Raw genomic sequence first — 14,719 nt, 5'->3', positions numbered from 1 at the left:
TCACCCATCCGAGACCAGCCCGAGGTGACCGTGGACGACCCGACCCCCAATCCGAGCCTGCAACCCGACCCCGCGACCGCCGGGCTCCGTGTCTATCTGGTCGGCGGCGCGGTGCGCGACCGGCTGCTCGGGCGGGTGGTGCGCGAGCGCGACTACGTGGTGGTGGGCGCGCGCGCCGAGACCCTGCGCGCGCGCGGCTTCCAGCAGGTCGGCAAGGACTTCCCGGTGTTCCTGCATCCGCTCACCAAGGACGAGTACGCGCTCGCCCGCACCGAGCGCAAGACCGCCCCCGGCTATCACGGCTTCACCGTGCACGCCGACCCCGAGGTCACCCTCGAGCAGGACCTGTTGCGGCGTGATCTCACCGTCAACGCCCTGGCCGAGGACGCCGAGGGCCACATCGTCGATCCCTATGGCGGGCTCGCCGATCTCGAGGCGCGAGTGCTGCGTCACGTCTCCCCGGCCTTCGCCGAGGACCCGGTGCGCATCCTCCGCCTGGCGCGCTTCGCCGCGCGCTTCGCCGACCTCGGCTTCACCGTCGCCGCCGAGACCCAGACGCTGATGCGCGAGATGGTCGCCGCCGGCGAGGTCGACGCCCTGGTCCCCGAGCGGGTGTGGCAGGAGCTCTCGCGCGCGCTCTGCGAGCCCCGGCCCTCGCGCTTCTTCGAGGTGTTGCGCGAGTGCGGCGCGCTGGCGCGGCTGCTGCCCGAGCTCGATCGGCTGTGGGGGGTGGCGCAGCCGCTCAAGTGGCACCCCGAGGTCGATACCGGGGTGCACGCGATGCTGGTGCTCGACATGGCCGCGCGGCTCTCGCCGCTGCTCGAGGTGCGCTTCGCCGCGCTCTGTCACGACCTCGGCAAGGGCACCACGCCGGCGGAGATCCTGCCCAGCCACCACGGTCACGAGGCGCGCAGCGTCGAGCTGCTCGAGGCGGTCTGCGACCGCTTCCGGGTGCCCAACCGCTGTCGCGAGCTGGCGCGCATCACCGCCGGGCAGCATGGGTTGGTGCACAAGGTCGAGGAGCTGCGCGACACCACGGTGCTCGATCTGCTCGAGCGCACCGATGCGCTGCGCCGTCCCGAGCGTTTCGAGCAGATGCTGATCGCCTGCGAGGCCGACTTCCGCGGTCGCACCGGCTATGCCGAGCGCGACTACCCGCAGGCGGCGTTGCTGCGCCGATTGCAGGCGGCGGTCGCCGCGCTCGACGTCGGTGCCATCGCCCGCGCCGCCCCCGAACCGCGGTTGATCGCCGGGCGCATCCGCGAGGCGCGACTGGCGGCGATCAGGACGGCGCGACAGGGGTGAGTCCCCTGGTTTGTCCTCGGCGCCGCCTTGGCGCATCATGATGGGTTTCCTTGCGTGTCGACCCCTGACGTATCGAGAATCATGAGCGAGACCATCAGCTATTCCGCCGAGGGCCTGGAGCAGCGCCCACTCAAGGCCTTCACCGAGAAGGCGTATCTGGACTATTCCATGTACGTCATCCTCGATCGCGCCTTGCCCCATGTCGGCGACGGTCTCAAGCCGGTGCAGCGGCGCATCCTCTATGCGATGTCCGAGCTGGGGCTGTCGGCGACGGCCAAGTTCAAGAAGTCGGCGCGCACCGTCGGCGACGTGCTCGGCAAGTTCCACCCGCACGGTGACTCGGCCTGCTACGAGGCGATGGTGCTGATGGCGCAGTCCTTCACCTATCGCTATCCGCTGGTCGACGGCCAGGGCAACTGGGGCTCGCCCGACGATCCCAAGTCGTTCGCGGCGATGCGTTATACCGAGTCGCGTCTTGCGCCCTATGCCGAGGTGCTGCTCGACGAGGTGGGGCAGGGCACGGTCGACTGGCAGCCGAACTTCGACGGCACCCTGGAGGAGCCGCGTCTGCTGCCGGCGCGTCTGCCCAACCTGCTGCTCAACGGCGCCACCGGCATCGCCGTCGGCATGGCCACCGACATCCCGCCGCACAACCTCTGTGAGCTGGCGCGCGCCTGCACCCATCTGCTCGAGCACCCCGAGGCCGATGTCGACGCGCTGATGCGTTTCGTCCCCGCGCCCGACTATCCCACCGAGGCCGAGATCGTCACCCCCGCCGCCGACCTGCGCAAGCTCTACCACAGCGGTGGCGGCAGCGTGCGGCTGCGCGCGCGCTACGAGGTCGAGCGCGGCGACATCGTCATCACCGCGCTGCCGCACCTGGTCTCGGGCAGTCGCGTGCTCGAGCAGATCGCCCAGCAGTTCAATGCCAAGAAGCTGCCGATGATCGAGGACTTCCGCGACGAGTCCGATCACGAGTTCCCGACCCGGCTGGTGATCGTGCCGCGCTCCAACCGGGTCGATATCGCGCGGCTGATGTCGCACCTGTTCGCCACCACCGATCTCGAGCGCAGCTATCGCGTCAACATGAACATGATCGCGCTCGACGGTCGCCCGCGGGTGATGAACCTGCGCGAGATCCTCGTCGAGTGGCTCGCCTACCGCACCGAGACGGTGCGCCGCCGCCTCAACCACCGGCTCGACAAGGTGCTCGAGCGCCTGCATCTGCTCGATGGGCTGCTGATCGCCTTCCTCAACCTCGACGAGGTGATCGCCATCATCCGCACCGAGGACGAGCCCAAGGCGGTGCTGATGGCGCGCTTCGCGCTCACCGAGACCCAGGCCGACTACATCCTCAACACCCGACTGCGCCAGCTCGCGCGGCTCGAGGAGATGAAGATCCGCGCCGATCAGGAGACGCTGAGTGCCGAGCGCGATGAGTTGCGCGCCATCCTCGACGACCCCGCGGCGCTGCGCCGGCTGCTCGCCGCGGAGTTCGCCGCCGACGCCGAGCGCTACGGCGACGCGCGGCGCTCGCCGCTGGTCGAGCGCGCCGCGGCGAACGCCATCGACGAGACCGAGCTGGCGCCGAGCGAGCCGGTGACCGTGGTGCTCTCGGAGAAGGGCTGGGCGCGTGCGGCCAAGGGACACGACGTCGACCCGGCCGGGTTCAACTATCGCTCGGGGGATCGCTTCCTCGCCGCGGCGCGCGCGCGCAGCAATCAGGCGGTGGCCTTCCTCGACTCGCGTGGACGCAGCTACAGCCTGCAGGCCCACACCCTGCCTTCGGCACGCGGCCAGGGCGAGCCGCTCACCGGGCGTTTCGACCCGCCCTCGGGGGCGCGTTTCGTGGCGGTGCTGGCCGCCGTCGAGGGGCGCTATCTGCTCGCCTCGGATGCCGGTTACGGCTTCCTCGCCCGCGCCGCCGACCTGGTGGCCAAGCCCAAGGGCGGCAAGGCGGTGCTGACCCTGCCCAAGGGCGCCGAGGTGCTCGACCCGGTGGCGGTCCCGGCGGTCGAGGGCGCGCTGGTGGCGGTGGCCAGCAGCAGCGGTCATCTGCTGCTCTTCCCCCTCGAGGAGCTGCCGGAGATGAGCCGGGGTAAGGGCAACAAGCTGATCGCCATCCCCTCTGCCCGCGCCGCCGCGCGCGAGGAGCTGATGGTGGCGATGGCGGTGGTCGCGCCCGATGGCGTGCTGCGGGTGCGCGCCGGCAAGCGCGAGCTGACGCTCAAGGCGCGTGATCTGGAGGCCTATCGCGGTGATCGCGGTCGTCGCGGTCGGTTGTTGCCGCGCGGCTTCCAGCGGGTCGAGGCGCTGAGCGCCGAGCGCTGATCGCACACGGGGTGCGGCGCACTCGCCGAGTGCGCCGGGGGCAGGGTGAGGCCCTGCCGGTGATGCGTCGCGTCGAGGCCGGTGGCAGGCAAAAGGAGGTGACGATGCTCGATGGAAACCGCTCGACGATCCTGCTCGTCGATGACTCGCCCGAGAACCTGGTGGTGCTCAGCGAGCTGCTGCAGCCGGAGTTCCGGGTGCGCGTGGCCATCTCCGGCGAGAAGGCGTTGCGCGTGGTCAGTCGCGCGCCGCTCCCCGATCTGGTGCTGCTCGATGTGATGATGCCGGACATGGACGGCTATGCGGTGTTCGAGCGGCTGCGCGCCGATCCGCTGACCGCCGACACCCCGGTGATCTTCGTCACCGCGATGGACAGCGACGAGGCCGAGACCCGCGGACTCGACGTCGGTGCGGTCGACTATATCGCCAAGCCGGTCAATCCGCGCATCCTGCTCGCCCGTGTCCGTACCCAGCTCGAACTCAAGCGCGCGCGTGATCTGTTGCGTGACCAGAACGCCCAGCTCGAGCTGGAGATCAGGCGGCGGATGCGCGACAACGTGCTGACCGAGCAGGTCAGCATCCTCGCCCTGGCGCACCTGGCCGAGATCCGCGATCCCGAGACCGGTAACCATCTGCGCCGCACCCAGCGCTATGTCCACGCCCTGGCCAGGCAGCTACGCGAACACCCGCGTTTCGAGACCTTCCTCGCCGGGCGTACCATCGAGGAGCTGGCGCGCTCGGCACCGCTGCACGATATCGGCAAGGTCGGTATCCCCGATCACATCCTGCGCAAACCCGGTCGTCTGTCGGCCGATGAGTGGGAGGTGATGAAGACCCATGCCAAACTCGGCAGCCTCGCCATCGAGCAGGCCGAGCGCGATGCCGAGCGTCCGGTCGAGTTTCTCGCACTCGCCAAGGACATCGCCCACTATCATCATGAGAAGTGGGACGGCAGCGGTTATCCCGAGGGGCTCGCCGGGGATGCCATCCCGATCGCCGCGCGACTGATGGCGCTCGCCGATGTCTTCGACGCCTTGATCTCGCGCCGGGTCTACAAGGCGCCGATGGGATTTGCGGAGGCGCGCGACATCATCCTCGCCGGTCGGGGCACGCACTTCGACCCGGATGTCACCGATGCCTTCATGGCGCGCTTCGATGAGTTCTGCGAGATCGCCACGCGATTCGGCGAGATCGAGGCATGAGTCCGCGACAGTCGTGACGGCGGGTCAGTGATTCGCGGCGCCCGCTCCAGTGCAGCCCAATCAAGCATTCAGATGGAGGTGAAGGCGATGGCGCGATCATGGGATAGCGGCTCCGCAGCGGGTCATCACGCCAGGGCTTTCCGGGTGAACGCCCGTCGATGAAGACCGATCAAGGGCGCGCCACCGCCGGGGGGCAGGGACATGCCGGGCGCCGGTGGCCGATCGGATATGTCATCGTCGCCGGGTTGTGGGTGCTGTTCTCCGACCTGTTGCTGGTTGCGCTGGGTGGTGGGCCGCCCTGGCTGGTGATGGCGAGCGTGCTCTCCGGCGCCCTGCTGGTCGCCGCCAGCGCGCTGCTGTTGCTCGTCGCCGCGGACCGGGCGCTGGAACCGGCTCCACCGTCCAGGTTGCCGCGTGCGCAATGGCCGCCGGTGCTGTTGATGCTCACGGCGATCGTGTCGCTGGCGATCACCGGGGGCTGGTTCTCCTACGAGCACCAGCGCACGACACTCGCCGAGACCCTGCAGACCATCGCCGAGCTCAAGGTGCGCCAGGTCGAGCACTGGCTCGACGAGCGCCTCGGTGACGCGCGGATGATCCAGACCAGCCGGCTGTATGCCGGGCTCTATCGCGACTGGCGGGCCGGTGACGCCGCCGTGGGCGAGGTGTTGTGCGCACGGATCCTCGAGTATGCCCGTTTCAACAATTTCGGCGAGGCGCGCTTGGTCGGCCCCGAGGGTGATCAACTCTGTGGTGCCGGCGGTCCCGGGGCACCGCTGCCAGGGTTGCTCAGCGAGGCGGTGGCTCAGGCCGTCGCCGTGCGGCAGGTCGTGGTGCAGGGGCCCTATCGCGATGCCGGCGACCGTCTTCATGTCGACTTCCTGGTGCCGCTGCCGCTCGATCAGCAGGAGTCGCCGCCGGTGGCGGTGCTGCACAACGATCCCACCGAGAACCTCTATCCGCTGCTCTCCTTCTGGCCGCTGCCGAACTCCTCGGGCGAATCGCTGCTGTTTCGGCGCGAGGGCGATGCCGTGGTGTCGCTCAACGCCTTTCGCTATCGCCCGGACAGCGCCGCGCGGTCGCGGACCCCGCTGACTGCCGAGCGGGTGATCGCAGTGCAGGCGATGCTCGCCCCGGAATTGCTCGGCACCCTGGTCGAGGGGGTGGATTATCGCGGGGTGCCCTCGCTCGGCGTGGTGCTGTCGGTTCCCGGGGTGGACTGGTTCCTGGTCGCCAAGGTCGATCGTCGCGAGCTGTGGGCCGGGGTGGTGCGCGATGTGCGTTGGATCGTGCTGGCGGCGCTGCTGGCGGCGCTGATGGTCCTGGCCGGCGCGGCGCTGTTGCGCCAGCGTCAGCGCCTGCTCTATGCCGAGCGGCTGCGTCATTCGCACGACGAGCGGTTGCGCGCGCTGAACCTGCTCGGGGCGATCGCCGAGGCCTCGCCCGATGCCATCTTCGCCAAGGATCTCGAAGGGCGTTATCTGCTCTTCAATCGCGCCGCCACCACCCTGGTGGGATATCGCGCCGAAGAGGTGCTGGGTCAGGACGACCGGCTGCTGTTCCCGCCCGATCAGGCCGCTCAGGTCATGGCCAGGGACCATGACACCGTCGCCCGCGGGGTCAACACGACCTTTCTCGAACACCTGAGCTGCGCCGCCGGCGAGCGCATCATGCAGACCACCAAGGGGCCGCTGCGCAACGGGGATGGCGAGGTCATCGGGGTGTTCGGGATCGCGCGCGACATCACCGAGATCCACCGTGCCGAGCAGGCCCAGGCCGACGAGGCGCTGATGCGCAAGATCCTGATCGAGCAGTCGCGCGATGCGATCGTGATACTCGACCAGGACGGCGGTGTGCTCGAGGCCAACGAGAGCTTCGCCGGGATGCTCGGCTGTTCGCTCGAGGCGGCGCTGCAGCTGCGGCTCTGGGAGTGGGATCCGGACTGGTCGCGTGAGCGGACGCTGGAGGTGCTGCAGCGCTTCGAACTCGGCTCGGGCATCCTCGAGACCAAGTGGCGGCGCAGCGATGGCCAATGCATCGATGTCGAGGTCGCCTTCAATCAGATCGAGCATCGCGAGGTCCGGCTGGTGTTCTGTGTCTGTCGCGACATCACCGTACGCAAGCGTGCCCAGGAAGAGGTGACACGGCTCTCGCGGGTGATCGAGCAGACCCAGGAGAGCATCGTCATCACCGACCTCGAGGGTCGTATCGAGTTCGTCAACGACTCCTTCCTGCGGACCTCGGGCTACACCGAGGCGGAGGTGCTCGGCAAGAACCCGCGGCTGCTGCGCTCGGGCAAGACCTCGCACGAGACCTATGTCGAGCTGTGGCGGACGATCACCGGCGGGCGTTCGTGGAGCGGTGAGTTCGTCAATCGACGCAAGGACGGCGAGGAGTTCATCGAGTTCGCCATCATCAGCCCGATCCGCCAGCCCGACGGCCGCATCAGCCATTACGCGGCGATCAAGACCGATGTCACCGAGCGGCGCCATATCGAGCGCGAGCTCGCCGAGCACCGCGATCATCTCGAGGAGCTGGTGGCCGACCGAACGGTGGAACTCGAACGCGCGCGCGAGAGCGCCGAGGCGGCCACCCGTGCTAAGAGTGCCTTCCTCGCCAACATGAGCCACGAGATCCGCACCCCGATGAACGCCATCCTCGGGCTCACCTATCTGCTCCAGCGCGACGAGCTGGCTCCCTCGCAGAGCGAACGGCTCGACAAGATCAGCGGCGCGGCACGTCACCTGCTGTCGATCATCGACGACATCCTCGATCTCTCCAAGATCGAGGCCGGACGGATGGAGCTGCACCAGCTCGACTTCCCGCTGCTCGCGATCCTCGATCACGTACGCTCGCTGATCGCCGATCAGGCGCGGGTCAAGGGGCTGGCCGTGGAGATCGATTGCGACGATGTGCCGCACTGGCTGTACGGCGATCCGACGCGGCTGCGCCAGGCGCTGCTCAACTATGCCGCCAATGCCGTCAAGTTCACCGAGCACGGTCGCATCGCGCTGCGTGCGCGGCTGCTCGAGCAGCATGCCGATGAGGTACTGGTGCGTTTCGAGGTCAGTGATACCGGTATCGGCATTACGCCGGAGCAGCGCGTGCGCCTGTTCACCGCCTTCGAGCAGGCCGACGCCTCCACGACCCGTCGTCACGGTGGGACCGGGTTGGGGCTGGCGATCACCCGACGTCTGGCCGAGCTGATGGGCGGCGCGGTCGGGGTCGATAGTCAGCCCGGTCACGGTAGCACCTTCTGGTTCACCGCCCGGTTGCAGCGCGGGCGTGGCAAGGTGCCGCCGCAGCTCGATGTCGTCGCGCCGTCCCAGGAGGCGGAGCTGCGCGAGCGCTTCTCCGGGACCCGCTTGCTGCTGGTCGAGGACAATGTGGTCAATCGCGAGGTGGCGCTCGACCTGCTGCAGTCGGTCGGGCTCCGGGTCGATATCGCAAACAATGGCGCCGAGGCGGTGGCCAAGGTCGGGGTGGAACGTTATGCGCTGGTGTTGATGGATGTGCAGATGCCGGAGATGGACGGTCTGGAGGCGACCCGCCGGATCCGCGCCCTGGAGCTGGAGCAGCAGCCGGCGATCCTGGCGATGAGCGCCAATGTCTTCGACGAGGACCGGCAGCAGTGTCTGCGGGCCGGCATGAACGACTTCGTCGCCAAGCCGGTCGATCCCGACACCCTCTACGGGATCCTGCTCAAGTGGCTCTCGAATGGTGCGCCGTCCATCGAGTCGGCCCGCCCCCCGCTGCCCGAGATCGTGCCCGACGATACCGCGTTGGCCGCACGGCTGGCGGCGCTTCCGGGCATCGACGGGCTGCGCGGGTTGAGCGCGGTGCGCGGCCGCACCCAGTCCTACCTGCGGCTGTTGCGGCTCTTCCTGCGTGATCATGGCCGGGAGCCGGAGCGCATCGCCGAGGCCTTGGCCCGTGATCAGCTGGCTCACGCCCGTCAATTGGTGCATGCCTGCAAGGGTGCCGCCGCGACGGTGGCCGTCGATGCCGTGACCGAACCGCTGATCCGGCTGCTCCCGCTGATCGAGCGCGACAGCGAAAAGACGCGCCAGCGGCGTGCCGAGCTGCTGGTCGAACTCGAACGGGGGCTGCGCCTGGTCGAGCGTGGGCTGGATGAACTGGCGGCCGAAGGGCAGGATGAGCGCGTTGCGATCGATGATGCGGTTGACCCCGGTCACTTCACCTCGACCCTCGACGAACTCGAACGCCTGCTGCGTGAGGATGACGCCGCGGCGTTGCACTTGCTCGAGGAGGCCGAACCCTTGTTGCGCGCGGCGTTGGGGGATCGATTGCGCGCGCTCGCCCACGAGATCGAGCGCTTCGACTTCGATGCGGCCCTGGTGACGCTGGGTGCGGCGCGTGCTCGGATGACCCCGGGGGAGCGCTGAGTCTCGGGATGCGCCGGCGTCGGGCGGGGAGGGGAGCTCGATGGAGGCTGACTCCAAGGGGGCAATGGGGCGGATGATTCAAATGGGCTTGACACGATCGGACTGAAGCCTTAAAGTTCCAGTCCTCGCCAGGGAGCGAAGGGCCAGGTCCCATCGTCCCGACCCTCATGCCGAGGTGGCGGAATTGGTAGACGCGCATGGTTCAGGTCCATGTGGGCGAAAGCTCGTGGAGGTTCAAGTCCTCTCCTCGGCACCATATTCCAAGCTCATGTCCAAGTGACGTGACTGAAGCGAAAGAAGCAAACCGACCGAATGGTCGGTTTTTTCGTTTCTGCGTCCCGGCAAGGTGCTCCAGCGATCGCATTCATCGTCTCGGTGAGGCATGGTCGACGCGCGATCGGTATGATGGGCGCACCGTTGCGCCGCCGTCGGCGCGCATGTCCGATCATCCCGCCGTCACGGCCTCAGCGCTCTGGACCCATGACCCGTATCGACTTCTACACCCTTGCCGCGGACAGCAGCGGCGACCGCTTCATCTTCACCTGTCGCCTGCTCGAGCGCATCCGTGCCGAAGGGTTGCGCGTGCTGGTGTATTGTCCGGAGAGCGAGTGGGCGCGCCATCTCGACCGGCTGCTGTGGACCTTCCGCGAGGACGGTTTTCTGCCTCATGGGCTGGTCGGGCGGGTCGATGCCGAGTTCACCCCGGTGCTGATCGGCGCCGATCCGCGCCCGCCGGTGCCGACCGAGGTGCTGGTCAATCTTGCGCTGACGCCGCCGGACGACCTCTCGCCCTTCGCGCGGGTCTGCGAGCCGCTCGACCAGACGCCGAGCGTGCTCGAGGCGGGGCGGGCGCGCTATCGTCACTACCGCCAGCTCGGTCATCCGCTGGAGCATCATCAGGTGCGGCTCTGACGGGTTGCGGCGCGGCGCGACCCTGTGGTGGCGCGCGCAAAACCGTCGTCTCGACCGATCCTGGCGATGAGGCTCGGACAGCTCGCAAGCGAAGCGGCGACTTTTCGGCTAACATAGGGGTGCGACTCGATCGCTGCAGCGTCATTGGAATGACTCTGTGGTCGAGCGACTCGACGGATGCGATCGGGGAAGGGGGATCTCGGAGAGGAGATGGTGCCGAGGAGAGGACTTGAACCTCCACGAGCTTTCGCCCACATGGACCTGAACCATGCGCGTCTACCAATTCCGCCACCTCGGCATGAGGGTCGGGATGATGGGTCTTGGCCCGTCGCTCCCTGGCGAGGCGGCAAATAATAGTGAGACAAGCCGACCCTGTCAACGCTAAACTGGATTTTTTTCCGACAGACTGGATTCACGTGCCAAAAAGAAGACCCTCATCGACCGCGCGACACGCGGACCCGCATCGCCAGCGCGAGGCGAAGAAGTACGCAAACCCCATCCCCAGCCGCGAGTTCATCCTCAAACGCATGGAGGAAGCGGGCGCGCCGCAGTCCTTCGAGGAGCTTACCGGCGTGCTCGGGCTCGACGACGAGCAGGACCTGATCGCGCTCGAGCGCCGTCTCGGCGCCATGGTGCGCGACGGCCAGCTGGTGCGTAACCGCAACGACGCCTTCTGTCTGGTCAACAAGCGTGACCTGATCGCCGGACGGGTGATCGGCCATCCCGACGGGTTCGGCTTCCTGCGTCCCGACGCCGGTGGCGACGACCTCTATCTCTACAACAAGGAGATGCGCACGCTGTTCCACGGCGACCGCGCGGTGGTCCGGGTCAGCGGCCGGGATCGTCGCGGGCGGCTCGAGGGCGCGGTGGTCGAGATCCTCGAGCGCAACACCCGCTCGGTGGTGGGGCGGCTCTACAAGGAGAGCGGTGTCGGTTTCGTGATGCCCGACAACAAGCGTCTGGCCCACGACGTCATCATCCCCAGCGACCGCTATGCCGGCGCCGACCAGGGGCAGATCGTGGTCGCCGAGATCACCGACCAGCCGACCCGTCGCACTCAGCCGATCGGTCGTGTCGTCGAGGTGCTCGGCGACAACATGGCCGCCGGGATGGAGACCGACATCGCCATCCGTACCCACGACCTGCCGGTGGAGTGGCCGGTCGAGGTCGAGGCCGAGATCGCCGGGCTCTCCGCGGAGGTGCCGCAAGAGGCGAAGGCGGGGCGTGTCGACCTGCGCAAGCTGCCGCTGGTGACCATCGACGGGGCCGACGCGCGCGACTTCGACGACGCCGTCTACTGCCAGCGCACCCCCAAGGGCTGGAAGCTGCTGGTCTGTATCGCCGACGTCTCGAGCTATGTCCGCCCCGGCACCGCGCTCGACAAGGAGGCCTATGCCCGCGGCAACTCGGTCTATTTCCCCGACCGGGTGATCCCGATGCTCCCGGAGGTGCTCTCCAACGGGCTGTGCTCGCTCAACCCCCACGTCGATCGGCTGTGCATGACCGCCGAGCTCTATCTCAACGACGAGGGCAAGATGATCCGCAGCCGCTTCTACGAGGCGGTGATGCGCTCGCACGCGCGTCTGACCTACGATGAGGTCTGGGCGATGCTCGACGCCGGCGATGCCGAGCTCTGTGAGCAGCATGCCGAGGTGCTGCCCCATCTCCACGAGCTCTACCAGCTCTTCCTGGTGCTGCAGCGCTCGCGCGCCGAGCGCGGTGCGATCGACTTCGACACCACCGAGAGCAAGTTCGAGTTCAACGACCAGGGCCGCATCTCCGGCGTGGTCCCGGTGATCCGCAACGATGCCCATCGCATCATCGAGGAGTGCATGCTCGCGGCCAACGTCGCCGCCGCACGCTTCTTCGAGCGTCGCCGCATCCCGGCGATCTTCCGTATCCACGACACCCCCAGCGAGGAGAAGCTCAGCGACCTGCGCGAGTTCCTCGGTCAGCTCGGGCTGCGTCTGCCCGGCGGCGCCAAGCCGACTGCGGCCGACTACGCTGAGCTGCTCGACTACGTCAAGGACCGCCCCGATCGCCACCTGATCCAGACCGTGCTGCTGCGCTCGATGCAGCAGGCGATGTACAGCTCCGACAACGCCGGGCACTTCGGCCTCGCCTTCGACGCCTATACCCACTTCACCTCGCCGATCCGCCGTTACCCCGACCTCATCGTCCATCGCATCATCAAGCAGGTGCTGGCAGGCGCCACCGCGGCCGATCTCGACTACTCCAAGACCGAGCTGCAGCAGGCCGGCGAGCACTGCTCGGGCACCGAGCGGCGCGCCGACGAGGCCACCCGCGACGCCTCCGACTGGCTCAAGTGCGAGTTCATGCGCGACAAGCTCGGTCAGGAGTTCGACGGCACCATCACCAGCGTCAACTCCTTCGGCCTGTTCGTCGAGCTCGACGAGGTCCATATCGACGGTCTGGTGCACATCACCGCGCTCGACAACGACTTCTACCACTTCGATCCCATCGGGCACCGGCTCGACGGCGAGCGCACCGGCACCGTCTACCGGCTCGGCGATCGGCTGCGGGTGCAGCTCGCGGCGGTCAACCTCGACGATCGCAAGATCGACTTCGTGCTCGCCGAGTCGACGCGTCCCAAGCGCGCGCCCAAGCCCGGCGCCTCGCGCAACAGCCGCAAGCGCAACGGTCGCAGCCGCAAGCAGCGCGCCGAGGGTCAACCGCAGCAGCCGATCGAGTCGGTCGAGCAGCCGGTCGTCGAGCACTCGCCCGCGCCCGAGCTCGCCGCCGAGGAGACGCCGAAGCCGCGCAAGTCGCGCCGCAAGCCCAAGGGTGCGCGCCAACCCGCCGCGTCCGAGCAGACGCAGCAGGTGCAGCAGGTGCAGCCGGAGCCCGCGGCCGAGCCCGCTCCCCAGGGTGAGCAGGGCGGGGATGCCCCCACGCCGGCGAAGAAGCGTCCGCGCAAGCGCAAGCCGAAGAAGACGACGCCTGAGTCCGTCGCCGCACCCGCGCAGCAGCCGGTGGCGCCCTCGGGTGACGAGGCCCCGAAGGCTGAGACCAAGGCGCGCAAGCCGCGCTCGCGCAACCGGCGCAAGCGCAACAAGAGCGGCAACGGTAACGGCAATGGCAACGGGGCCCCGCAGGCATGAAGGACTGTGCCGCAGTCGCCGGGATCCACAGCGCCCGCGCGGCGCTGAAGTTCGGCGCCGAGGGGGTCGGCGCGCTCTGGCTCGAACGCAGCCGGCGCGACCGTCGTCTCGGTGAGCTCGCCGAGCTGGCGCGCGCCGCCGGCGTCGAGGTCCGTCAGGTCGACCGCGACACCCTGGAGCGCGCCGCCGAGGGCGCCAACCACCAGGGCGCGGTGGCCTGGGTGCGGGTGCCCACGGCGCGCGCCGAGGCCGACCTCGATCGTCTGCTCGACGCCCTCGAGACGCCGCCGCTGCTGTTGTTGCTCGACGGCGTGCAGGACCCGCACAACCTCGGCGCCTGTCTGCGCAGCGCCGACGCCGTCGGCGTGCATGCGCTGGTCGCGCCCAAGGACAACGCCGTCGGGCTGACCCCGGTGGCGTGCAAGGTCGCCAGCGGTGCTGCCGAGACCGTGCCCTATGTCCAGGTCACCAACCTCGCACGCACCATGGACCGGCTCAAGGATCGCGGCATCTGGCTGATCGGCACCGCCGGCGAGACCGATGCCGAGCTCTATGGCGCCGATCTGCGCGGCCCGCTGGGGCTGGTGATGGGCCGCGAGGGCAGCGGGCTGCGCCGCCTCACCCGGGAGCGCTGCGACGCCCTGGTGCGGCTGCCGATGCTCGGTCAGGTCGAGAGCCTCAACGTCTCGGTCGCTGCCGGGGTCTGTCTTTACGAAGCGCTGCGCCAACGGCGCGGCTGAACCCATCGATGCGCCGCTCCGCCCCGTCACCCGTCCTCAGTCGGCGGGCTCCGGGGCGTAGGCGCGCAACAACACCTCCACCCCCTGCTCGATCCGGCGCGCCAGCGTCGCCGCGTCCGCGCGCGGACAGCCGCCGCTGAACAGCCCGGTGGTCTGCAACCCCTGCCACATCCCCAACAGCTGCTCGGCGGCCAGGGTGCAGTCGTGTGCCCGCAGATCGCCGCGGCGCACCGCCTCGGCGAGGATATCGGCGAGCTTGTCGCGGGTGGCCGTCGGACCCTCGCGATAGATCAGCGGTCCCAGCCAGGGCTGCTGGCTCGCCTGGCTCGCCACCATCCGGTGCATGGTGACGAAGTCCTCGCTGGAGAGGAACTCCATCAACACCCCGCCGAACTCGATCAGGGTGCGGCGCAGCCCCGGCGCGTCGGTCGGCAGCTGGTCGAGGATCGCGGTCATCTCCGCGCGCTGGGCGAGCACGGTGGCGCGGACCAGGCCCTGCAGGTCGCCGAAGTGGGCATAGACGGTGACCTTGGACACCCCGGCGGCGCGGGCGATGCCCTCGATGCTCAAGGCCTTGGTCGAGCCGGCGAAGAACAGCGCGCGGGTGGCGTCGATGATCGCCTGGTGCTTGGCTGGATCGGGTGGCCGACCGCGGCGTGGCGTGGTGGCGGCCTCTGGCTTGGTCGTGGTCTTTTGCATTT

At 68.7% G+C, this 14,719-nt stretch carries 8 protein-coding genes and 2 tRNA genes; 8 read left to right on the top strand and 2 right to left on the bottom strand.

Annotation, left to right across the window (positions count from 1 at the left end; translation table 11 throughout):
- The first annotated feature begins 30 nt into the window (after positions 1-30).
- From ACAM26_RS13285 to ACAM26_RS13260, 6 genes are all read left to right on the top strand, one after another.
- On the top strand, positions 31-1,305 hold the full coding sequence (locus ACAM26_RS13285) for a multifunctional CCA addition/repair protein (RefSeq protein ID WP_369613883.1): 1,275 nt from the start codon (positions 31-33) through the stop codon (positions 1,303-1,305).
- 81 nt (positions 1,306-1,386) lie between these two features.
- A complete protein-coding gene (parC, locus tag ACAM26_RS13280) occupies positions 1,387-3,636 on the top strand; it encodes a DNA topoisomerase IV subunit A (RefSeq protein WP_369613882.1) in 2,250 nt (749 codons plus the stop codon).
- A 104-nt stretch (positions 3,637-3,740) separates the two neighbouring features.
- Positions 3,741-4,838, top strand: a complete 1,098-nt coding sequence (locus ACAM26_RS13275; protein ID WP_369613881.1) for a two-component system response regulator — start codon at positions 3,741-3,743, stop codon at positions 4,836-4,838.
- 158 nt (positions 4,839-4,996) lie between these two features.
- Positions 4,997-9,244 carry a PAS domain-containing hybrid sensor histidine kinase/response regulator gene (locus ACAM26_RS13270; protein WP_132230606.1) on the top strand — a complete coding sequence of 1,416 codons (4,248 nt, stop codon included), beginning with the start codon at positions 4,997-4,999 and terminating at the stop codon, positions 9,242-9,244.
- 169 nt (positions 9,245-9,413) lie between these two features.
- Positions 9,414-9,500: transfer RNA gene (locus tag ACAM26_RS13265), tRNA-Leu, on the top strand.
- A gap of 224 nt (positions 9,501-9,724) precedes the next feature.
- A complete protein-coding gene (locus ACAM26_RS13260; RefSeq protein ID WP_369613880.1) occupies positions 9,725-10,156 on the top strand; it encodes a DNA polymerase III subunit chi in 432 nt (143 codons plus the stop codon).
- A 211-nt stretch (positions 10,157-10,367) separates the two neighbouring features.
- On the opposite strand, the gene ACAM26_RS13255 is transcribed toward ACAM26_RS13260, so the two are convergent.
- Positions 10,368-10,454 (bottom strand) — tRNA-Leu (locus tag ACAM26_RS13255).
- A 118-nt stretch (positions 10,455-10,572) separates the two neighbouring features.
- Here ACAM26_RS13255 and rnr point away from each other — a divergent pair.
- Together rnr and rlmB are read left to right on the top strand one after the other, a co-directional pair.
- Positions 10,573-13,278 (top strand): ribonuclease R, encoded by a 2,706-nt coding sequence (rnr, locus tag ACAM26_RS13250; RefSeq protein WP_369613879.1) that lies wholly within the window; start codon positions 10,573-10,575, stop codon positions 13,276-13,278.
- The gene (gene rlmB, locus ACAM26_RS13245) at positions 13,275-14,018 is read left to right on the top strand and encodes a 23S rRNA (guanosine(2251)-2'-O)-methyltransferase RlmB (RefSeq protein WP_369613878.1); all 744 of its coding nucleotides are present in this window, start codon (positions 13,275-13,277) and stop codon (positions 14,016-14,018) included. The genes rnr and rlmB overlap by 4 nt, the downstream gene beginning before the upstream one ends.
- 36 nt (positions 14,019-14,054) lie before the next feature.
- Here the strand turns inward: rlmB and ACAM26_RS13240 are convergent, their stop codons facing one another.
- Positions 14,055-14,717 (bottom strand): TetR/AcrR family transcriptional regulator, encoded by a 663-nt coding sequence (locus ACAM26_RS13240; RefSeq protein WP_123142675.1) that lies wholly within the window; start codon positions 14,715-14,717, stop codon positions 14,055-14,057.
- Between the last annotated feature and the right edge of the window lie 2 nt (positions 14,718-14,719).

The organism is Marichromatium sp. PS1 (genome assembly GCF_041155115.1).
Taxonomy (GTDB): domain Bacteria; phylum Pseudomonadota; class Gammaproteobacteria; order Chromatiales; family Chromatiaceae; genus Marichromatium; species Marichromatium gracile.
This window is presented reverse-complemented; position numbering and strand designations above follow the sequence as displayed.

What these genes read in the sequence shown, in the direction of transcription:
- parC (WP_369613882.1), top strand. Translation starts at nt 1,387, where the DNA reads ATGAGCGAGACCATCAGCTATTCCGCCGAGGGCCTGGAGCAGCGCCCA.
- ACAM26_RS13275 (WP_369613881.1), top strand. Translation starts at nt 3,741, where the DNA reads ATGCTCGATGGAAACCGCTCGACGATCCTGCTCGTCGATGACTCGCCC.
- ACAM26_RS13270 (WP_132230606.1), top strand. Translation starts at nt 4,997, where the DNA reads ATGAAGACCGATCAAGGGCGCGCCACCGCCGGGGGGCAGGGACATGCC.
- ACAM26_RS13260 (WP_369613880.1), top strand. Translation starts at nt 9,725, where the DNA reads ATGACCCGTATCGACTTCTACACCCTTGCCGCGGACAGCAGCGGCGAC.
- rlmB (WP_369613878.1), top strand. Translation starts at nt 13,275, where the DNA reads ATGAAGGACTGTGCCGCAGTCGCCGGGATCCACAGCGCCCGCGCGGCG.
- ACAM26_RS13240 (WP_123142675.1), bottom strand. Translation starts at nt 14,717, where the DNA reads ATGCAAAAGACCACGACCAAGCCAGAGGCCGCCACCACGCCACGCCGC.